At 72.9% G+C, this 20014-nt stretch carries 20 protein-coding genes and 1 riboswitch; of the genes, 8 read left to right on the top strand and 12 right to left on the bottom strand.

Annotation, left to right across the window (positions count from 1 at the left end):
* Both AMY39116_RS44910 and rmuC read right to left on the bottom strand, forming a co-directional pair.
* On the bottom strand, positions 1 to 782 hold a 782-nt coding region (locus tag AMY39116_RS44910; protein ID WP_020422322.1), incomplete at its 3' end, for a DUF6542 domain-containing protein.
* 156 nt (positions 783 to 938) lie between these two features.
* A complete protein-coding gene (gene rmuC, locus AMY39116_RS0335355) occupies positions 939 to 1856 on the bottom strand; it encodes a DNA recombination protein RmuC (RefSeq protein ID WP_020422321.1) in 918 nt (305 codons plus the stop codon).
* A 164-nt stretch (positions 1857 to 2020) separates the two neighbouring features.
* Here rmuC and AMY39116_RS0335350 point away from each other — a divergent pair, with 164 nt between their 5' ends.
* Together AMY39116_RS0335350 and AMY39116_RS0335345 are read left to right on the top strand one after the other, a co-directional pair.
* Entirely contained in the window at positions 2021 to 3172 is a 1152-nt protein-coding gene (locus tag AMY39116_RS0335350; protein ID WP_020422320.1) for an exonuclease SbcCD subunit D, read from the top strand.
* Positions 3169 to 6132: an AAA family ATPase gene (locus tag AMY39116_RS0335345; protein ID WP_020422319.1), complete on the top strand. Its 2964-nt coding sequence runs from the start codon at positions 3169 to 3171 to the stop codon at positions 6130 to 6132. Before AMY39116_RS0335350 ends, AMY39116_RS0335345 begins: the two co-directional genes overlap by 4 nt.
* Before the next feature lie 3 nt (positions 6133 to 6135).
* On the opposite strand, the gene AMY39116_RS0335340 is transcribed toward AMY39116_RS0335345, so the two are convergent.
* A complete protein-coding gene (locus AMY39116_RS0335340; RefSeq protein ID WP_020422318.1) occupies positions 6136 to 6645 on the bottom strand; it encodes a methylated-DNA--[protein]-cysteine S-methyltransferase in 510 nt (169 codons plus the stop codon).
* Positions 6646 to 6666: 21 nt separating this feature from the next.
* Positions 6667 to 8169 (bottom strand): AlkA N-terminal domain-containing protein, encoded by a 1503-nt coding sequence (locus AMY39116_RS0335335; RefSeq protein WP_020422317.1) that lies wholly within the window; start codon positions 8167 to 8169, stop codon positions 6667 to 6669.
* A gap of 106 nt (positions 8170 to 8275) precedes the next feature.
* Between AMY39116_RS0335335 and ychF the strand changes: the two genes are divergently transcribed.
* On the top strand, positions 8276 to 9358 hold the full coding sequence (ychF, locus tag AMY39116_RS0335330; protein WP_020422316.1) for a redox-regulated ATPase YchF: 1083 nt from the start codon (positions 8276 to 8278) through the stop codon (positions 9356 to 9358).
* Positions 9359 to 9364: 6 nt separating this feature from the next.
* On the opposite strand, the gene AMY39116_RS47215 is transcribed toward ychF, so the two are convergent.
* From AMY39116_RS47215 to AMY39116_RS48200, 3 genes are all read right to left on the bottom strand, one after another.
* On the bottom strand, positions 9365 to 9820 hold the full coding sequence (locus tag AMY39116_RS47215) for a Pr6Pr family membrane protein (RefSeq protein ID WP_020422315.1): 456 nt from the start codon (positions 9818 to 9820) through the stop codon (positions 9365 to 9367).
* A 3-nt stretch (positions 9821 to 9823) separates the two neighbouring features.
* Complete coding sequence (locus AMY39116_RS47210; protein WP_020422314.1) at positions 9824 to 10060, bottom strand: hypothetical protein; 237 nt, start codon at positions 10058 to 10060, stop codon at positions 9824 to 9826.
* A 702-nt stretch (positions 10061 to 10762) separates the two neighbouring features.
* A complete protein-coding gene (locus tag AMY39116_RS48200) occupies positions 10763 to 11083 on the bottom strand; it encodes a hypothetical protein (RefSeq protein WP_308191146.1) in 321 nt (106 codons plus the stop codon).
* On the opposite strand from AMY39116_RS48200, the gene AMY39116_RS48195 reads away from it, so the two are divergent.
* Entirely contained in the window at positions 11067 to 11600 is a 534-nt protein-coding gene (locus AMY39116_RS48195) for a hypothetical protein (protein ID WP_369794394.1), read from the top strand. The two genes, AMY39116_RS48200 and AMY39116_RS48195, sit on opposite strands and share 17 nt — an antisense overlap.
* Before the next feature lie 241 nt (positions 11601 to 11841).
* On the opposite strand, the gene AMY39116_RS0335310 is transcribed toward AMY39116_RS48195, so the two are convergent.
* Positions 11842 to 12060: a hypothetical protein gene (locus tag AMY39116_RS0335310; RefSeq protein WP_020422310.1), complete on the bottom strand. Its 219-nt coding sequence runs from the start codon at positions 12058 to 12060 to the stop codon at positions 11842 to 11844.
* A gap of 64 nt (positions 12061 to 12124) precedes the next feature.
* On the bottom strand, positions 12125 to 12415 hold the full coding sequence (locus tag AMY39116_RS0335305; protein ID WP_020422309.1) for a 4a-hydroxytetrahydrobiopterin dehydratase: 291 nt from the start codon (positions 12413 to 12415) through the stop codon (positions 12125 to 12127).
* Positions 12416 to 12448: 33 nt separating this feature from the next.
* Positions 12449 to 12559, top strand: a riboswitch (TPP riboswitch).
* Positions 12560 to 12581: 22 nt separating this feature from the next.
* On the opposite strand from AMY39116_RS0335305, the gene AMY39116_RS0335300 reads away from it, so the two are divergent.
* Genes AMY39116_RS0335300 through AMY39116_RS0335290 form a run of 3 tightly spaced genes read left to right on the top strand, consistent with a single transcriptional unit; the run spans position 12582 to position 16230 of the window.
* Complete coding sequence (locus AMY39116_RS0335300; protein WP_020422308.1) at positions 12582 to 13622, top strand: thiamine ABC transporter substrate binding subunit; 1041 nt, start codon at positions 12582 to 12584, stop codon at positions 13620 to 13622.
* Positions 13619 to 15220: an iron ABC transporter permease gene (locus AMY39116_RS0335295; protein WP_020422307.1), complete on the top strand. Its 1602-nt coding sequence runs from the start codon at positions 13619 to 13621 to the stop codon at positions 15218 to 15220. The genes AMY39116_RS0335300 and AMY39116_RS0335295 overlap by 4 nt, the downstream gene beginning before the upstream one ends.
* A 2-nt stretch (positions 15221 to 15222) precedes the next feature.
* Positions 15223 to 16230 carry an ABC transporter ATP-binding protein gene (locus tag AMY39116_RS0335290; protein WP_020422306.1) on the top strand — a complete coding sequence of 336 codons (1008 nt, stop codon included), beginning with the start codon at positions 15223 to 15225 and terminating at the stop codon, positions 16228 to 16230.
* Here AMY39116_RS0335290 and AMY39116_RS0335285 read toward each other — a convergent pair.
* The 3 genes from AMY39116_RS0335285 to AMY39116_RS0335275 are packed head-to-tail and all read right to left on the bottom strand — an operon-like array spanning position 16227 to position 19149.
* Entirely contained in the window at positions 16227 to 17093 is an 867-nt protein-coding gene (locus AMY39116_RS0335285; protein WP_020422305.1) for an ABC transporter permease subunit, read from the bottom strand. The two genes, AMY39116_RS0335290 and AMY39116_RS0335285, sit on opposite strands and share 4 nt — an antisense overlap.
* Complete coding sequence (locus AMY39116_RS0335280; RefSeq protein ID WP_020422304.1) at positions 17090 to 18094, bottom strand: ABC transporter ATP-binding protein; 1005 nt, start codon at positions 18092 to 18094, stop codon at positions 17090 to 17092. The genes AMY39116_RS0335285 and AMY39116_RS0335280 overlap by 4 nt, the downstream gene beginning before the upstream one ends.
* Positions 18091 to 19149: a sigma-E factor regulatory protein RseB domain-containing protein gene (locus AMY39116_RS0335275; RefSeq protein WP_020422303.1), complete on the bottom strand. Its 1059-nt coding sequence runs from the start codon at positions 19147 to 19149 to the stop codon at positions 18091 to 18093. Before AMY39116_RS0335275 ends, AMY39116_RS0335280 begins: the two co-directional genes overlap by 4 nt.
* Positions 19150 to 19293: 144 nt before the next feature.
* Between AMY39116_RS0335275 and AMY39116_RS0335270 the strand changes: the two genes are divergently transcribed.
* Positions 19294 to 19998, top strand: a complete 705-nt coding sequence (locus AMY39116_RS0335270) for a response regulator transcription factor (RefSeq protein WP_020422302.1) — start codon at positions 19294 to 19296, stop codon at positions 19996 to 19998.
* Positions 19999 to 20014: the final 16 nt, after the last annotated feature.

Genomic DNA, 20014 nt, shown 5'->3' with positions numbered 1-20014 from the left:
TCCCGGCGCGGGTCGTCCTCCGCCGGACGTCGCGCGCCACCGTCCGCAACGCGCCGACCGCGCCGAGGCGCGTCGTCCGCGGCGCGACGCGGGTCGTCGTCGACCGGGCGGCGCCCGGGACGTCGCCCCGCCACACCACGCCCGGCTGCGACCGCACCCGCGGCAGCGCCGTCACCGCCCGGACGGTCCTCCGAGCCGGCACGGTCCTCCGCCGGACGACGCCGACGCGGCGCGTCACCCCGCGGCGCACCACCACGAGCCTCCCCGCCGGGACGCTTCGGGTCCGTGGGCCGCTTGCCGTCGCCGGCCTTCGGCTTCGCGTCCGGGTCGCGCTCGCGGTAGATCCGGACGATGCCCAGCACCAGGGTGCAGCCCGTCGTGATCGCCATCGTCGGGAAACCGTTGATCAGCGGCGTGCCGACCGCCAGCACCTTCGTCAGCATGTCGCTGTTGTCCGGCAACCCGGAGACCAGCAGCACGACCCCGGGCACGGTGATCCCCAGAATCAGCGGGGGCTGCACCATCGGCCCGAACAGACTGCGTCGTTGCACACCGCACACCGCGCCCACCGCGCCGACGAAGTACGCGCCCTGGAACAGCCAGCCGAGCTTGTTCTGCGTCTGCATGTCGATGACCGCGCCTATCACCGCCAGCCCGAAGGCGAGGAGCACGGCACCCCACCACGGCAGGCCCCGGCGTTCACCGACGATGGGACGCTGATCCCACGGCACGGGGATGTCGTCGGCGTCGGAATCGCTCCGGCGATCGGGAATGGCGGTCACGAGGCAACACCGTAACCTGTAGCCGGCCCCACTGGCTCCCCATCCCGGCGAGGATGCGGTTCAGACCACTGGCGCGCCCCCGCGGGAACCCGTCGTGATCAGGGGTTTCGGCTCGTCCGGCCGTGTTGGCAACCTGCCGGTAACGCGAATTTTTCGCTAGCTCGCGGCTATCTCGTCCCCCCTTCGGATGGGCGCCACCTCGGTCGGGCTGGCGGCCGCGTCCGACAGTGGCGCCACGGCTGCCCGGAACCCTTCGAGCGCCTCCATCTCCCGCCGGCGCGCCGACAGGAACCGCTGCAGGTGGGTGCTGCTGAGGTTGAGAGCCTCGACCGCGTTGCCCGCTGCCCGGTGCGCGGCCGCCGCGCCGGCCCGCACCCGCTCGATGTCGTCCACCACCGCCCGGTCGCTCGCGGCGAACAGCGCGGCCGACGCCACCACCGCGAACCCGGTCGGTCCGCACAGGAACACTCGCCGGTCGAGCATCCAGCGCAGCAGTTCGGGATCGGTGTCCAGCGCCGCCACCACAGCCGCGTCGGACGGCACGAACATCACCGTGCCGTAGATCGCGTCGGCCCAGCGCTGGTACCCCTTGCCCGCGAGCTCGGCCGCCCGGGAGCGGAGGTTGCGCACGTGGACCCGCAACGCGTCCATCCGCTCGTCCGGATCGTCGGTCTCGACCGCTTCCGCCCAGCAGGCCAGGCTCGCCTTCGCGTCGACCGGCACGGCCCGGTCGCCACCGACCCGCAGCACCATGTCCGGTTTGGCCGATCCACCGCCACCCAGGTCCGTCTGCAGTGTGTAGTGCAGCCCCTCGCGCAACCCCAGCGCCCGCGCGGTCTCCGCCAGTACCTGCTCGCCCAGTTCGCCCCTGCCGGTGATCGAGGCGAAGGCCACTTCGTACCTGCGCAGCGCGGCCTGCTGCTGATCCACGCGTGACCGCTCGGCTTCGACCTGGCGGGCCGCCGCGTCCGCGCGGCGCATGCTGTCGCCGTAGAGCCGCCACAGCAGGGCGACCGCCACGACCAGGACCAAAGCGATCGCGACGGCTGCCGTGCTGATCACGGTGGAGGCCACTGCCGCCCTCCTTTCTTGATCGTCGAGAACGTGACCGCATCATGACGGAGGGCACCGACAAAAACGGGGCCCGGCCGCGCGGATCCACTCCGAACACACGTTCGGGTGAAGCATCGCGGTGTGTCTGCGGGATTCTGTCGGACCCCCCTCCTAACTTGGGCCACGTGAGACTCCTGCACACCTCCGACTGGCACGTCGGACGCACCTTCCACGGGCTGGACCTGCTCGCCGAGCAGGACGCCGTGCTCGCGCACCTCGCGGACGTGGTGGCCGCCGAGGGGGTGGACGTCGTCCTCGTGTCGGGCGACATCTACGACCGTGCCGTGCCGTCCGCCGAGGCGGTGCAGGTCGCCAACCGCGCCCTGAGCCGCCTGCGGCACGCCGGCGCGCACATCGTCCTGACCTCCGGCAACCACGACTCGGCCCCGCGGCTGGGCGCGTTCGGCGAGTTCGCCGCCGCGGGCGGTCTGCACCTGCGGACCACGATCGACCGGATCGCCGACCCGGTCCTGCTCGACGACGAGCACGGGCCGGTCGCGCTCTACGGCATCCCTTACCTGGAGCCGGAACCGGCGCGGCACGCGCTCGGCGTTACGGGCGCTCGCGGGCACACGGGCGTGCTCACCGAAGCGATGCGCCGCATCCGCGCCGATCTCGCGGATCGCGCGCCGGGAACCCGCTCGGTCGTGCTCGCGCACGCGTTCGTGACCGGCGGCGCGCCGACCGAATCGGAGCGGTCCATCGCGATCGGCGGTGTGGAACAGGTTCCCGGCGCGGTCTTCGACGGCGCTGACTACGTCGCGTTGGGACACTTGCACGGCCCGCAGACGCTCGCCGAGCACCTGCGGTACTCGGGCAGCCCGGTCGCCTACTCGTTCTCCGAGGCGCAGCAACGGAAATCTGTGTGGATCGTGGACCTCGACGCGTCCGGCCTCGCCGGCGTGCGGCGGCACGAGCTGCCGGTTCCGCGCCGGCTCGCGAAGATCACCGGCAGGCTCGCGGACCTGCTCGCCGACCCGGCGCACGACGAGCTGGCCGAGTGCTACCTGTCGGTCACGCTCACCGACCCCGTCCGTCCGGTGGACGCGATGCGGTTGCTGCGGGAGCGGTTCCCGCACGCCGTGCACCTGGAGTGGCAGCCGGAGAACGGTAAGACGTCCGCCGCGTTGCGGTACGCCGCGGCGGTGCGGGGCCGGTCCGACGAGGAGATCGCGCACGGTTTCCTCGACGACTGCCGTGGCGCGCCGCCGAACGAGCGTGAAGCCGCGCTGCTCCGGACGGCCCTGGAGAAGGCGGACAGGGAGGACGCGGCATGAGACTGCACCGGCTGGAGGTGGCGGCCTTCGGACCGTACCGGTCCCGCGAGGTCGTCGACTTCGACGCGCTCGGCGCCGACGGGCTCTTCCTGCTGCACGGCGACACCGGCGCGGGCAAGACGACGCTGCTGGACGCGGTGGCGTTCGCGTTGTTCGGCACGGTTCCCGGTGCGCGCGGTCAGGTCAAGCGCCTGCGCTGCGACCTGGCGGATCCGGACGAGCCGACCGAGGTCGTGCTCGAACTGACCGTGCAGGGGCAGCGGCTGCGGTTGCAGCGCAGCCCCGAGTACCAGCGTCCGAAGCGGCGTGGCGAGGGAACGACGACGCAGCAGGCGAAGGCGGTGCTCCGGTGGGTCGGTCCGCCGCCCGCCGGCCAGCCCCCCGAGGGCCTGACGCGGATCGACGAGGTCGGCCGCACGGTCCAGCGCCTGCTCGGGATGAGCGCGGAGCAGTTCTTCCAGGTCGTGCTGTTGCCGCAGGGCGAGTTCGCCCGCTTCCTGCGCGCGGACACCGACGAGCGCGAGAAGCTGCTGGAGCGGCTTTTCGGCACGAAGCGGTTCGCCGAGGTCGAGGGCTGGTTCCGGGAGCGGCGGGCGGACCGGCGGCGCGAACTCGACCAGCAGCGCCAGGACCTGCGCGAGTGGACGGCGCGGTTCGCCCAGGTGGCTGGGGAGGACGTGCCTGAAGAGGACGTCGCGGGCTGGGTCGCGCGTACCGGCGAGCGGATCCGCTCCAGTGTGGAGCAGGCCCGCGAGGACGAGAAACGTGCCAGGGCGGCGCGCGAATCGGCTGACGAGCTGCTGGCCGAGCGGCTGTCGGCGGCGGAACGCGTGCGCCGGGTGCGGGAGGCGCACCGGCGGCTCGCGGCACTGGCGGAGCAGGAAGAGGACCGGAAGCGCTGGGCCGCCGAGCTCGAGTCGGCGAGGCGCGCGGCGGCAGTGGTGGGTGTCGCGGCACAGGCGGACCGGTGCGCGACGCAGCTGGACGAAGCCCGCGTGGCTGAGGAGCGGAAAGCAGCCGCCCTCGTGGCGACCGGCTTCACGGACGCGCAGGCGGACACCGCGGAGTTGCGCAAGCTGTCCGGGAAGCTGCGCGAGGAGGCCGGTGCGCTCGCCGGGCTGGTGGCCGAGGCCGAGCAGCAGGTGCGCGATCGACGGGACATCGAGCGCCATGCCGAGGCCGCGAGCGAGGCCAGGGCCCGCGTCCAGGTGCTCGGGGAGAAGCTGGCGGGCATTCCGGAGCGCGTGCGGGACCTGCGGGGGCGGCTCGATGTCGCGATCGACGCCGAGGCGAAGCTCGGTGAGGTCCGCAAGCGCGAGTCCGAACTGGTGGCCGCGGTCCGGGACGCGGAACGCCTGCCCGCGGCCGAGCGCGCCGTGGCGGATGCCGGAGCGGCGGCGCGCGAGGCCATCGACCAGCACCAGGAGGCGCGTGAACGGTTCCTCGAGCTGCGGAGGTGGCGGCTCGACGGGATGGCGGCCGAGCTCGCGTCCCGGTTGACGTCCGGCTCGCCGTGCCCGGTGTGTGGTTCCTCTGACCACCCGGCTCCGGCCATGGCGGCGCCGGAGGCAGTTTCACCGGAGCAGGAGCAGGCGGCCGAAGAGGCGGAGAGCCGGGCGGAGCGGCGCCGGAAGGCGGCGGAGGCGGCCAAGCACGACGCCGAAACGAAGCTCGCGGCGTTGCGTGAACGGCTGCGGGGCCGGGACGGAGCGCAGCTGACCGAGGAACTTTCCTTGCTGCGCAGGGAGATCGCGGGTCTCGACGCGCTGGCGAAGCAGCGGGCGCCGCTCGCGAAGCAGGTGCAGGCGGCCGAGACCGAGCAACGGGAACTGGAAGAGAAGCGCGCGGCCGAACTGCAGGCGGCCACGGCCGCCGAGACCCAGCACCGGGCGCTGACCGAGCGCGTCGCCGAACGCGCCCGGCGCCTGGAGGAGGCGCGAGGTGAGCACCCCGACGTCGCCGCCCGGCGCGCGCACCTGACGGGAATCCTGCGAGCGCTGGACGCCCTCGCCGAGGCGCGGTCCGCGGCTGCGAGCGCCGCTGAGCAGCTCGAGCGTCAGCGCGCGGAGGTCCGCGAAGCGTTGTGGAGAGCCGGTTTCGAGACCGTGGAGGAGATGCGGGCTGCCGCGCGTGACGAGGCGACGGTCCGTGATCTGGAGAAGCGGCTGGCCGACGCGGGTGCGGCGGAGGCGGCGGCGCGGGCCACGCTGAACGAGCCCGAGCTGTTCGGGGTCGGGCCGGACGACGAGGTGGACGTCGAGTCGGCGAGGGCGAAGGCCCAGGCGGCGCGGGAACGAGCCGAGGCCGCGGTGGCTGTGCTGCGGTCGGCGACCGCCCAAGCCGACGCCCTGGGCACGCTGGCCGAGCGGCTGGCGGCCGCGACCGAGCGGCTGCGGCCGCTGGAAGAGGAGTTCGCCGAGCTCGACGCGCTGACCGACGTGGTCAACGGGCGCGGGCAGAACGCGCGGAAGATGTCGCTGCGGTCGTACGTGCTGGCGGCCCGGCTGGAAGAGGTGGCCATCGCAGCGACGGCGCGGTTGCAGACGATGAGCCAGGGCCGCTACTCGTTCGTGCATTCCGATGCGGCCGGATCGCACGGCACGAGGGGCGGCCTGGGACTGGACGTGCTGGACGACTTCTCCGGCACGGTCCGTCCGGCGAAGACGCTGTCCGGCGGGGAGTCGTTCCTCGCGTCACTGGCGCTGGCCCTCGGGCTGGCCGACGTGGTCGCGGCGGAGACCGGCGGCTCGCTGCTGGACACGTTGTTCGTCGACGAGGGCTTCGGGACGCTCGACTCCGAAACCCTCGACGTGGTGATGAACATCCTCGACGAGTTGCGGGCCGGAGGCCGGGTGGTCGGCCTGGTGTCCCACGTGGAGGAGCTGCGGCAGCGGATCCCGACCCGGTTGCGGGTGCGCAAGTCCCGCACCGGGTCGAGTTTGGAGTTGCAGATGGCGTGAAGTTCAGGAGCGGTACGGGGTTTCGTGGTCGAGCAGCCAGCGCTTGACGTCCACGCCCCAGCGGAAGCCGCCCAGCGCGCCACCGATGCGGAGCACCCGATGGCAGGGCACGAACAGCGCCGCGGCGTTGCGGGCGCAGGCCGAGGCCGCGGCACGGATGGCGGCGGGGCGGCCGGCGAGGGCGGCGTACTCGGTGTAGGTGACCGGCTTGCCGGCGGGCACCGTGCGCAGCACGTCCCACGCGTGCTGCAGGAACTCGCCGGACCGCTGGCGCACGGGGATGTCGTCGATCGCGTCCAGTTCACCGTCGTGGTAGTGGCGGATCGCGGTGCTCACCGCGCCGAGGTCGCGCTTCTCGCGGAGTTCGGACGGGCGCAGTGAGGGGGAGATCTGGGGAGTCAGTTCGCCGAGGTCGGCGGTCCAGCCGGAGGCCAGGACGGCGCCGTCGCTCGCGACGATGGCGGTGAACGGTCCGATCCGGGTGTCGGTCGTGGACCAGTGGGCGATGCTCATGTCGGTTCTCCTTGACGGGGTTCAGGCTTGGCTCGAGCGCCACAGGTACATGCCGGCGTAGGACCGCCAAGGCCGCCACGCCTGGGCGCGTTCGGTGAGTGCGGGGATGTCGTCGGCGATGCCGAGGGCGGCCGCGCCCTTGCGGAGGACGAGGTCGCCGGTGAGCAGCACGTCGGGAGCGCCGAGGACGCGCATCAGCACGTAGTCGGCGGTCCATGGGCCGATGCCGGTGAGGGCGAGGAGTTCGGCTCGCAGCTCGGCGGGGTCGCGTCCGACGTGCACGTCGACGTCACCGGAGGCGAGTGCGGCGGCGGCGGCGAGGATGGCGTCGATCCGGCGCTTCGGGCCCCGCAGCACCTCGTGACCTCGCTCGGCCACCGCCTCGGCGGTGGGGAACAGCAGGAGGTCGGGCTGCCACGGGACCGGCTCGCCGAGCGCGGCGGTGAGCCGGCCGGCGGCGGTGCGCGCCGCGGCGACTGAGACCTGCTGGCCGAGCATGGCACGCAGCACCAGCTCGAAGCCGTCGGCGGCGCCGGGGACGCGGATGCCCGGGGTCGCGGCGACCGCCGGTGCCAGTGCCGGGTCGGCGGCGAGCACGCGCGCGACGGCCTCGGGGTCGGCGTCCAGGTCCAGCAGGCGCCGGGCCCGGGTGACCGCCGCGCCGAGGTCGCGGACGTCGGCGAGCCGGAGGCCGCAGCGCACGTGCCCGTCCTGCGGCCTCAGCGCCACCGTCGCGGCGCCGTGCGGGAGCCGGAGGGTGCGGGCATAGCTGTGCTCGTCGACGGACTCCACACCGGGCACGGCCCGGGCGGCGAAGAAGCCGAGGAGCCCGGCGGCGTCGAACGGCGGCCGGAACGGCAGTCGCAGGGACAGCCTGGTCCCGGCCGTGCCCGCTTCGGGCTCGGCGGCGCCGGCGCGGCGGCGTGCTGCGGCGGCGGCCGTGCGCAGCTGCGACGGGGTGCGGGCGAAGACCTCGCGGATGGTGTCGTTGAACTGCCGGACGCTGGCGAAGCCGGCCGCGAACGCGACGTCGGCCAGCGGCAGCTCGGACAGCTCGATGAGCAGCCGTGCCGAGTGCGCCCGGTGCGCGCGGGCGAGTGCCAGCGGTCCCGCGCCGAGTTCGGCGGTGAGGACCCGGCCGAGCTGCCGCTCGGAGTAGCCGAGGCGGCGGGCCAGGCCGGGCACGCCCTCGCGCTCGACGACCCCGTCGGCGATCAGTCGCATGGCCCGTGCGGCCAGGTCGGCGCGCACGTTCCACTCGGGTGAGCCGGGCACGGCGTCGGGCAGGCAGCGGCGGCAGGCGCGGAAGCCGGCGGCCTGCGCCGCGGCGGCGGTCGGGTAGAACCGCACGTTCTCCTGCCGCGGGGTGAGCGCCGGGCAGGACGGCCGGCAGTAGATGCCGGTCGTGCGCACGGCCGTGATGAACTGGCCGTCGAAGCGGGCGTCGCGCGAGGCGACGGCGCGGTAGCACCGCTCGTTGTCGCGCCAGAGCGCCTGCTCGGCCGGTGCGGCGATCGCTGTCATGGGTTCGATCCTGCCAGCAGGTCAGGCGCCTGACTGGCGGAATTCCGACATGGCCGTGAACGGGCGGCCGGGCCGGGTGGTGGGCCCGCCCCGTAGACTTCGGGCCGTGAGTCTGACCCTCGGTATCGTCGGCCTGCCCAACGTCGGCAAGTCGACCCTGTTCAACGCGCTGACCCGCAACGACGTGCTCGCCGCGAACTACCCGTTCGCCACGATCGAGCCGAACGTCGGCGTCGTGCCGCTGCCCGACGAGCGTCTGGACAAGCTCGCCGAGATGTTCAGCTCCGCCCGCACCGTGCCGGCCACGGTGTCCTTTGTGGACATCGCAGGCATCGTCAAGGGCGCGTCCGAGGGTGCCGGCCTCGGCAACAAGTTCCTCGCGAACATCCGTGAGGCCAACGCGATCTGCCAGGTCATCCGCGTGTTCGACGACCCGGACGTGGTGCACGTCGACGGCCGGGTGGACCCGTCGTCGGACATCGAGACGATCAACACCGAGCTGATCCTCGCCGACCTGCAGACGCTGGAGAAGGCGCTGCCGCGGCTGGAGAAGGAAGCCCGGACGAAGAAGGAGAACCGGCCCGCGCTGGAAGCCGCGCAGAAGGCGAAGGACATCCTCGACAGCGGACGGACATTGTTCTCCGCGCAGAAGGAGGTCGACACCGCGCTGCTGCGTGAGCTGAGCCTGCTCACCCTGAAGCCGTTCCTGTACGTCTTCAACGCCGACGAGGGTGTGCTGACCGACCAGGCGAAGCGCGAGGAGCTGACGAAGCTGGTCGCCCCCGCCGACGCCGTGTTCCTGGACGCGAAGGTCGAGGCCGAGCTGCTCGAACTCGACGACGAGGAGTCGGTGCGCGAGCTGCTGGAGTCGGTCGGCCAGACCGAGCCCGGCCTGCACGCGCTGGCCCGCGCCGGGTTCCACACGCTCGGGCTGCAGACCTACCTCACGGCGGGCCCGAAGGAGTCCCGCGCGTGGACGATCCCGCAGGGCGCCACCGCGCCCCAGGCCGCGGGTGTCATCCACACGGACTTCGAGCGGGGCTTCATCAAGGCGGAGGTCGTGTCCTACGACGACCTCGTCGAAGCCGGCTCGATGGCCGCCGCGCGCTCCGCCGGCAAGGTCCGGATGGAAGGCAAGGACTACATCATGGCCGACGGCGACGTGGTGGAGTTCAGGTTCAACGTCTGACCCGGCCTACCGCGCTGATCGCTCCGGCGGGGGCGACACCCGGTGGTCGGGGGTCGGCGTGTCTCGCAGGAGGGCCGGCATCCGGGCGTCGGCGAGTTTGAACAGTGCCGCGAACGCCAGGGCGAGCACCACGACGAGCCCCGCGTTGCGGATGGCTGCTCCGAGGCCCAGTTCCGTCACGTCCAGGAACGGGCACGGGTACCAGTCGGTGAAGGCGCCCTGCGTGAAGATGTAGACGAGCCACGCCAAGGGCCACACGAAGGCGCCCGCGACCGTCGACCACGAGATCCGCGGGCGCGGCCCGAACAGCAGCCACGCCGCGACCGTCGCCCACGGGGAGATGTAGTGGAAGCCGACGGTCGCGGCCAGGGCGGCTCCGGTGAGGTGCACCTGGGGCGCCAGCACGATCGCGAACACCAGCCCGGTGATGAGGATCCCCAGTAGCGCGTCCAGCCGCACCACACGTCAGACCGGGCCGTCGAATGTGGGGCGCCACACGAGCACCAGAGCGGCGGCGAGCACGAGCAGGTTGCTCTCGATGGTGAAGGAGCTGAAGAGCCGCCACAGGCGGACCCCGAGGCTGAGCGCCTCCCCGGTCTGGCCGGAATTCGCGTCGGCACCGCCGGTGAAGATCAGCGCCAGCTGGACGGCGAGCGAGGCGATCACGACGAGCGCGATGAGCCCGTGCCACCAGCGGGACACGGTCCGGGACGTTCGAGCCGCGGGAATCAGGTGACCGAAAGTAGCTCCTGGGTCCACGGAGCGCGTGCTCATGGCGCCGGGCCGCGGTCTCCGGGCGCGGCGGGGTGGGGTGGGGCGGCGCGAGGGCCGTGGGGCTGGTGGGCGGTGCGCGGGCTGGCGGGCCGGTGAGCCGTTGGGGGTGTCAGGGGCTGGTGGGCGGTGCGCGGGCCGGCGGGCCGGTGAGCCGTGGGCGATGTGTCGGCTGGCGGGCTGGTGGGCTGTGGGGGTTCCAGGGGTTGGTGGATGGTGCGCCAGCTGACGGGCCAGTGGGCCGTGGGGGTGTCAGGGGCTGGTGGATGGTGTGCCGGCTGACGGGCCGGCGGGCTGTCGGGGTGTCAGGGGCTGGTGGATGGTGTGCCGGCTGGCGGGCCGGTGGGCCGTGGGGTTCCAGGGGCTGGTGGGCGGTGTGCCGGCTGGCGGGCTGGAGGGCTCTGGGGGTGTTAGGGGTCGATGGGCGGTGCGCCGGCTGGTGGGCGGTGCGCGTGCCGCAGGGCGGGTGGACCATGAGCGGTGGGGCGTGCTGAGGTGGCAGGGCGCCTGCTCAAGGCCCAGCGGAGCCCGACGCCGGCGGCTGGGCGCCACCGAAAGAACAAGAGAACGCCCAGGCCGGGGAAGCCTGGGCGTTCTCTCGTGAACTGCGGGCGTCGAGCCCGTAACCGCCGATCAGCAGGTCACGTTCACCGATCCGCTCGACTCGAACGACACGTGCACGTGGTCGTAGTGGTTGGCCGTGGCGTCGCCGCGGTCTTCCATCGTCGACCAGCCGCTGCCGTCGTTGTAGCGCTGCCTCCAGATCACGTACTTGACGTTGAACTCGGACTGGTTGGCCAGCAGGTAGTCGGCGATGGCGTTGCCCGTGGACGTGTCCACCATGAAGTCCAGCGCGAGGCCACTGGGGTGGTCGCTCGTGCCGGAGCGGCCCGCTCGGCCGCCGATGTCGTCCACGCCGAACTTCGCGGCGATGTGGTTGCCCACCTTCGCCACGTGCGGCAATGTGCCCTCGAGCACCGACGAGCAGGCGTTCGCCGCCTTGGTCGTCGTCTTCGGGGTCGTCTTCGTGGACTTCGGCGTCGACTTCGAAGTGGTCGACGGCGGGGGCGCCACCGGCGGCGTCGTCGTCACCGGCGGGGGCGCCACCGGCGGCGTCGTCGTCACCGGCGGGGGAGGCGGTGGCGGCGTCGTCGTGCTGCTCGACGTGCTCGTCGGGGCCGAGGTCGTCGGCAGCGGCTTCATCTGCGCCGCCATGCTGGCCGTGTCCTGCCTGCTGAAGTTGCCGGTCAGCCAGACCGCGAAGCCCAGCACGAACGCCGCGGCCAGGCCGATCGCCAGGGGGACTCTCAGCGATTTCGCTTTGGATCTATGTCGACCCACCATTCGGAAGATCACCATTTTCGGGGAGGGGACTTTTCGGCCGTTCGGGGGATGGCCGCCCGTGACATTACGAATAGGACACGGAAAAGTCACCAACGAGTGGTCATGGACACAGATCAACTACGCGTGAAAAAGGCCCGCCGGGGTACCGGCGGGCCTTTGACCTGCTGGAACTCAGCCCAGCGCGGCGAGCACGAGAACGGCGAGCAGGGTGATCACGGTGGCCAGAGCGGTGACCCAGGCGCGCTGGGCCGGCGACAGGGCGGGCGTGGTGTTCATGGCGGCGAACCTCGGGGTGAGCAGGGACTTCCGCGCGTGACAGCGCCCACGACACCCCTGTCGTTACAGACCGGCGGCCGACGTGACCGAAATCACTCCTGTGGTCCCCGATGTCGCGCCGTGTACCAGAACACGGCCCCCGCCGCGGCGATCATCAACCCGAACGCCAGCGTCCCGACCACCACCGCGCGCGTCTCGCCCGGCGGTTCGACGGCGGTGGACGTGACCGCCGAAGCGGTCCCGGCGAGCACTCCCAGCAACAAGGCGACGGCGGCCCCCACGGCGGCCAGTCGCGTGACAACCTTCCTCATGGTGCGTTCCCTCCACCAGGGGCAACGCACGGGACCGGCCGCGAAGTTGCCGGTCCGGCCTAGATCACAGCGCGTCGATCGTGCCGTCGATCTGTTCGGCGAGCGACACGTCCTTCGCGGTGATCCCGCCCGCCGAATGGGTGCTGCACCGGAACGTCACGGTGCGCCACCGGATGTCCATGTCCGGGTGGTGGTTCACGCCCTCGGCGATCTCGGCGACGCGGTTGACCACCGCGATGGCCTGCGGAAAGTCGGCGAGTTCGGCCGTGCGCTCCAGCGCGTCGCCCGCGCGCTGCCAGTACGGCAGCTTGTTGAGGGCCTCGGAGATCTCGGTTTCGCTCAGTAGTTCCGCCATGTGCTCCATGGTGGTACGGCGGCGGGTACGCTGCACGGTTGCCACGGGAGTCCGGGTCCACCGGGCTGAGAGGCGGGTTCGCCCCGCGACCGTTCGCACCTGATCCGGATCATGCCGGCGCAGGGAGGGCCCCGACCTTTCTCGCCGGAACGAGCGAGGAGTGGTCATGAGATTCCGCACGGGCGTCCTGGTCGGCCTTGTCGCCGCCCTGACCGCGGGCTGCACGCTGGCCGGCAACGACGCGGAGGACGGCCCGGCCACGGTCACGCTCGTCACCCACGACTCGTTCGCCGCGCCGCAGCAGGTGCTCGACGCCTTCCGGCAGCAGACCGGCATCATGATCAACGTCGTGAAGAAGGGCGACGCGGGCGCGCTCACCAACACCCTGGTGCTCACGAAGGCCAACCCGATCGGCGACGCGGCGTTCGGCGTCGATTCGACCTTCGCCTCGCGCGCGCTCACCGAAGGCGTCTTCGCGCCCTACACCAGCCCCGAGGCCGATCGCGGCCCGCAGCGCTACGCCGTGGACTCCGAGCACCGCCTGTCCGCCGTCGACGTGGGCGACGTCTGCGTCAACATCGACACCACCTGGTTCGCCGAGCGCGGCATCCCGGAGCCCGCGACCTACGACGACCTGGTCAAGCCCGAGTACAAGGACCTGCTGGTCGTGGAGAACCCGGCCACCAGCTCGCCCGGACTGGCGTTCCTGCTCGGCACCATCGCCCGCTACGGCGAGCAGAACTGGCAGGCCTACTGGACCCAGCTGAAGGACAACGGCATGCGTGCCGTCGCCGGCTGGGAGGAGGCCTACGGCCAGGACTTCTCCGGCTCCTCCGGCAAGGGGCCGCGGCCGATCGTGGTGTCCTACGCGTCCTCGCCCGCCGCGGAGATCGGCGAGGACGGCAAGCCGCGCACGAAGGCGCTGCTGGACACCTGCTTCCGCCAGGTCGAGTACGCCGGTGTGCTGGCCGGCTCGCCCAACGCGGCCAACGCGCAGAAGGTGATCGACTTCCTGCTGTCCCAGCAGTTCCAGGCCACAGTGGCGGAGAACATGTACGTCTACCCGGCGCGGGAGGGCGTGGCGTTGCCCACGGCGTGGACGACGGCCGCCCCGCTGCCGCCGAACCCGGCGAGCCTGCCCGCCGAGACGGTGCAGGCCGGGCGCGAGCGGTGGATCGAGCAGTGGCGCTCCTTGCTCGGCCAGTGAGCCGTGCCGGGCTCGGGCTGGCGGCACTGGCCGTGCTGCCGCTCGGGTTCCTGGTCGTCTTCTTCGCCTGGCCGGTCGGCGCGATCCTGCGGCTGGGCTTCGTCGACGGCGAGGTGCTCGCCGCGCTCGCCGAGGGCGAGACGTGGCGGCTGGCCTGGTTCACGGTCGCGCAGGCCGCCGGTTCGACCCTGATCGCCGTGGTCGCCGGCCTGCCGGTCGCGTTCCTGCTGGCGCGCGTGCGGCTGCCCGGGGTGGCGGTCGTCCGGACGCTGGTGCTCGTCCCGTTCGTCCTGCCCACCGTGGTGGTGGGCCTGGCGTTCCGGGCGCTGTGGCCCGACGGCGGCTGGCTGTCCATCGTGCTGGCCAACGCGTTCTTCAACGTCGCCGTCGTCGGCCGCACGGTCGCCGGGCTGTGGGCGTTGCTGGACTCGCGGGCCGAGGACGCCGCCCGCGCGCTGGGCGCGTCCCGCTGGCGCGCGTTCCGCTCGGTGACGCTGCCCGCGCTGATGCCGGCGATCACGTCCGCGGCCGCCGTCGTGTTCCTGTTCTGCGCCACCAGTTTCGGCGTGGTGCTGATCCTCGGCGGCGCGCGGTACCGCACGCTGGAGACCGAGATCTACCTGCGCACCGAGAACCTGCTCGACCTGACCGGCGCGGCGGCGCTGTCGCTGGTGCAGATCGCCGCCGTGCTGGGCGCGCTGCTGCTCGGCGCGGCCGCTCGCCGCCGCCGGGAGAGCGCATTGCGGCTGCGGTCGCGCCGGGAGACCGCGCGCCGCCCGGTCGGCGGGGAGTGGGCCGTGGTCGGCGCGGCGGTGGTCGTGCTCGGCCTGCTGCTGACCCCGATCGTCGCGTTGCTGGTGCGCTCGGTGTCCACCGCGGACGGCTGGAGCCTGGCCGGTTACCGGGCGCTGTCCAGCACCGGCAACGACGGCACGCTCCAGGTGTCCGGCTGGGACGCGGCGCTGAACTCGCTGCGCACCGCGACCGACGCGACGGTGCTGGCGATGGTCATAGGGGTGTCGGCGTCGGTGCTGCTGGTCGCGTTGCGCCGGTCGCCGGGACGGCTCGCGCGCGGCGTCGGCGAGTCGATGGACGCCGCGCTGATGCTGCCGCTCGGCGTGTCCGCGGTGACCGTCGGGTTCGGCTACCTCATCACGCTCGACGCGCTGCCCGGCGACCTGCGCCGGTCGCCGCTGCTGGTGCCGCTCGCGCAGGCGCTGGTGGTGATCCCGCTGGTGATCCGCACGGTGCTGCCCGTGGTGCGGTCGATCGACGACCGCCTGCGCCAGGCCGCGGCCACCCTCGGCGCGAGCCCGGCGCGGGTGTGGCGCGAGATCGACGTGCCGCTGGCGTTCCGCGCCGTCGTCGCCGCTGCCGGGTTCGGCTACGTCGTCGCGCTCGGCGAGTTCGGCGCGACGAGCTTCCTGGCGCGCCCGCAGACGCCGACCCTGCCGGTCGCGATCGCGGCGCTGATCGCGCGGCCGGGCCAGCTCAACAACCAGATGGCGTACGCGGCGTGCGCGCTGCTCATGCTGGTCACCGCGGCCGCGGTGATCGTGATCGACCGGCTCGCGTCCGGCCGGGTGGGGGAGTTCTAGCCATGGCGTTGACCGTGTCCGGCCTGACCGTGCGGTACGGCCCGTTCACCGCCGTCTCCGGCGTGGACCTGGAGATCGCCGACGGCGAGGTGCTCGCGCTGCTCGGCCCGTCCGGCTCCGGGAAGTCGACGCTGCTGCGCGCGATCACCGGCCTGGAGCCGATCACCGCGGGCAGCGTGCGCTGGGACGGCGCCGACCTGGCCCGCGTGCCGGTGCACAAGCGCGGGTTCGGGCTGGTGTTCCAGGACGGCCAGCTGTTCCCGCACCGGGACGTGGCCGGGAACATCGCGTTCGGCCCGCGGATGCACGGGATGCCGCCGGCCGCGCGCGCGGAACGCGTGAGCCGGCTGCTCGACCTCGTCGGCCTGGCCGGCTACCAGAAGCGGCGGGTGACCGAGCTGTCCGGCGGTGAGGCGCAACGGGTGGCGCTGGCCCGCGCGCTCGCGCCGGAGCCCCGCCTGCTGCTTCTCGACGAGCCGCTGTCCGGTTTGGACGCCGGGTTGCGTGAGCAGCTGGCCGTCGACCTGGCCGAGATGCTGCGCAGCGCGAAGATCACCGCGCTGCTCGTCACGCACGACCAGGAGGAGGCGTTCACCCTCGCCGACCGCGTGGCCGTGCTGCAGGCCGGGAAGATCCGGCAGGCCGGGGCGGTGCGCGAGGTGTGGCGGCGGCCCGCGGACGAGGACGTCGCGCGCTTCCTCGGCGTCACCACGGTCGTCGACGGCGAGGCGGCGGACGGGATCGTGCGCTGCCCGTTCGGCGAGGTCGCCATCCCGGACGCTGCGGACGGGCCGGTCCGGCTCGGCCTGCGCCCCACCGGGCTGCGACTCGCGACCGCCGGGATCACCGGCGAGGTGCTGAGCAAGGTGCACCGCCGCGACAACGTCCGCTTGTCCGTGCGCACGAGCGCAGGCACGGTGGACGCGGTCGCGGCGGTGTCCGCCGACGTCAACCCGGGCGACGAGATCAGCATCGCCCCCGACCCGGACGGCGTCGCCCTGATCGGCTAACCGTCCTTCGTGGACAGCCGCGCGTAGGCCAGGGACAGGCCGATCACGACGTAGCACGCGGCGCGGATCGCGCCCTCGCCGAGCTGGTCGGCCGGGATCGGATCGCGCAGGATGTCCGCGATCGCGGTCCAGGACTGCGGCAGCAGGAACGGGTGCAGCCAGTCCACCGCCGACAGCAGGAGCAGCACCGTCGACACCACGACGCCGGCCAGCATCGACACCACGACGACCATCGGGTGCTCGGTGCACGCCGAGATCGCCAGCGCGATCGCCCCGACCGCCCACAGCTGCAGCGTCACCCACACCGCCGCCAGCGCGACCCGGCCCAAGGCGTCCACAAAGGACAGCGTGTTGCCGGACAGCGTGAACAGCGATCCGGTCCCGTTGATCACCAGCCCGGTCACCATCGCGACCACGGCCATCAGCAGCGCCGCGGCCAGCGTGAAGGACGCGACCCCGAGCGCCTTCATCAGCAGCAGCCTGCCGCGGCTCACCGGCGCGAGCAGCAGCCCGCGCAGCGTGCCCACGGCCGATTCGCCGGCCAGCGCGTCGCCCGCCGACATCGCCGTGACCAGCGGCAGCATCAGGTTCAGCGTCAGCCCGAGCGTGGCCAGCGGCAGGACCAGCGCGTTCCCGGCTGCGGACGCCAGCAGCGCGTTGTCGCCCTCACCACCGCTGGGCCCGCCGCCGCTGTCGCCCGCGATCGTCAGCCCGATCCCGACGATCACCGGGATCAGCGCGAGCAGGCCCAGCACGATCAGCGTGCGCGGGCGGCGGAAGATCCACCGCAGCTCGGCGCGGTAGAGCCGGTGGAACGGCACACTCCACCGTTCCACCGGCGCCGCGTCCAGTGTCGCCGTCATGACGCCCCCTCGTCCACATCCGGCAGGCCCCCGGTTTCGGAATCCCGTTGCGTCAGCCGCGCGAACAGGTCCTCCAGCCCGGTGCGGGCCCGCTTCGCCTCGTGCACGGACACCCCGGCCCGCACCAGCGTCTCGATCACCTGCGGCGCGGTCGCCGCGCTCAGGTCCGCCCGCACGCCCTCCGGCGTGAGCCGGCCGGGGATGCGGTTGTCGCGCAGGGCGGTGAGCGCCTTGTCACCGTCCGGAGTGGACACGACCAGCGACGGCGTGCCGGACTCCAGCAGCTCGTCCAGCTCGCCCTGCGCCACCACCGTGCCGTCGTGCAGGACCGCCACGTGCGTGCAGGTCGCCTCGACCTCGGCGAGCAGGTGCGAGGACACCAGCACGGTGACGCCCTCGGCGTGCAGCTCGCCGATGATGTTGCGGATCTCCCGCGTGCCCGCCGGGTCCAGGCCGTTCGTCGGCTCGTCCAGCACGACCATCCGCCGCGGCACGAGCAGGGCGGAGGCGAGCCCCAGCCGCTGCTTCATGCCCAGCGAGTACCCCCGGTAGCGCCGGTGCGCGGCGTGCCCGAGCCCGACCCGCTCCAGCGCGTTCTCGACCGCGCGGGGGATCGCCGCCGACGACAGCCGCGGCTCGGCGGCCGCGACGCGGCGCAGGTTCTCCCGCCCGGACAGGAACGGGTGGAAGCCCGGCCCCTCGACCAGCGCGCCGACATCCGGCAGCGCACGCGGCGCGCCGTCGGGCATCCGGTGACCGAGCAGCTCCACCTCGCCCTCGGTCGGGCGGACCAGGCCGAGCAGCATCCGGATCGTGGTGGTCTTGCCCGACCCGTTCGGCCCGAGCATGCCCAGCACCGCGCCCTCCGGCACGTCCAGATCGACCTGGTCCACCGCGACCGCGGTCCGGTACACCTTGCGCAGCCCCCTGGTCCGCGCGGCGAGTGCCGGACCCGCGGTGGGCGCTTCGACCGAAGCGCCCACCGGCAGTGTCTCCGTCATTTCGCTCCCAGAGCCTCGATCAGCACCTGCTCCGGCACCGCGCCGACGGCGAAGCGGCCGTCGTCGGTGACCAGCGCGGTGCCGACCTTCGTGGTGATCACGTAGCCGGTGCCGAACGCGCCGCTGACCGGCTTGCCGAACTGCGCCAGCAGGGCCTTCGGGTCCACGTTCTGCCCGCGCTCGCCCTGCTGCGGCGCCAGCGCCTCGGCCGGGAACGAACCGGTCAGGACGCTGTCCCAGCCGTCACCGCTGACCTGCACCGCGTCCTCGACGGCCCGCTGGTCCGGGTGCTCGGCAGGCGCCTGCTCCTCGGTCACCTTCGCGCCCTGCGGCGGGGTGAACTGGAACTCGCTCGCCGGCTGCGGCGCGAACGCGATGTCGCTGAACGCCACCTGGAACGCCGGGTCCGACGTGCCGTAGGTCATCACGGCCAGGCGCAGCGGCACGCGCTTCTCGGCATCGACCGCGACGCGCACCTCGCGCAACAGCGTGCGCTCGGTCGGCTTCGGCGTCAGCACCAGCTCGTACGCCGCGCGTCCGGCGACGCGGGCGGTGCCCTCGACCGTCACGGTGCTGCTCTCGCGGACCTTCGCGAGCACCTGCGTCGTCGCCGTCGCCGGGTCGCTGAGCTGGTACTCCTCCGGCTTCTGCAGCGCCTCCGGCGGCACCGTGACCTTCGTGGCCTCGTTCGACGCCGAGTTGTACGTCCACACGGTCGCGCCGTTGCGGACGACGGTGTGCTCGCTGGCCCCCTGCTCGATCGCGAGCTTGCTGTTGCCCGCGCCGTCGTTGTAGACGCGGGCCGCGTCGATGTCCAGGCTCGCGCCCCCCGGCAGGGTCGAGACCGGCAGGCCCAGGTTGTTGTCCACCGCGACCGTGCCCGCCAGCGCCGGCGTCTTGGTGGTGGCCACCGACTGCACCAGCTCCTCCGCGCTGATCGGCGGCAACTCGGGCGCCTCGCCCGCGGCCGCGGGCATCGCGAGCCAGGCGAGCCCGGCGGCGCCGAGCGCGGACCCGGTGACCGCGGCGGTGATGGCCTTCGTCTTCGGCTGCATCTCTTCTCCCTGTGTCAACCGAGCACCAGTGTGCTCTTTCCCCGCCGCTGACACTCCTCGATCCGCCCTGAGATGGCCCTGAGATGCTGAGAGACCGCTGAGAGCGCGCGCCCGAGCTGGAAAAACCGGGCATGCTAGACAACCGTGAACCCTCGGATCCTCGTGGTGGACGACGAGCCCGGTGTGCGCAAGGCGCTGCACCGCGGGCTGCGCGCGGAGGGCATGGACGTCGTCACCGCCCCCGACGGCCCGAGCGGCCTGCGCCTCGCGCAGACCGGGTCGTTCGACGTGCTGTTGCTGGACATCATGCTCCCCGGCCTGTCCGGGTACCGGGTGCTGCAGGCGCTGCGCGCGCAGGGCATCACCACGCCGGTGCTGATGGTGTCGGCCAAGGACGGCGAGGTCGACCAGGCCGACGGGCTCGACCTGGGCGCCGACGGCTACCTGGTCAAGCCGTTCTCGTTCGTCGTGCTGGTCGCGCAGATCCGCGCGGTGCTGCGGCGCGCCTCCAGCGAGGGGACGCGCGGGCCGCTGCGGATCGGCGGTCTCGTCGTCGACCGCGCCACCCGCGAGGTGCACTGGCACGACGACCCGGTCGCGTTGAGCCCGCGCGAGTTCAGCCTGCTCGAAGTGCTGGTCGGGCGAGCCGGGACGGTCGTCACCAAGGACGAGCTGCTGCGTGCGGTCTGGGGTGACGAGCAGGCCGCGACCCGCAACGTCGTCGAGGTCTACGTCGGGTACGTGCGCCGCAAGCTCGACGCGGTCGGGGCGGGCGCGCTGGTGCGGACCGTCCGCGGCCACGGCTACCTGGCCTCCGACGCCGCGCTGGACGAGGTCCTGCCCGGGTGAGCTTCCTCCGCCGGTG

The organism is Amycolatopsis sp. ATCC 39116 (assembly GCF_000231075.2).
Lineage (GTDB): Bacteria > Actinomycetota > Actinomycetes > Mycobacteriales > Pseudonocardiaceae > Amycolatopsis_E > Amycolatopsis_E tucumanensis.
Note: the sequence above shows the minus strand (reverse complement) of the source record. Positions and strands in the feature narration are given on the sequence as shown.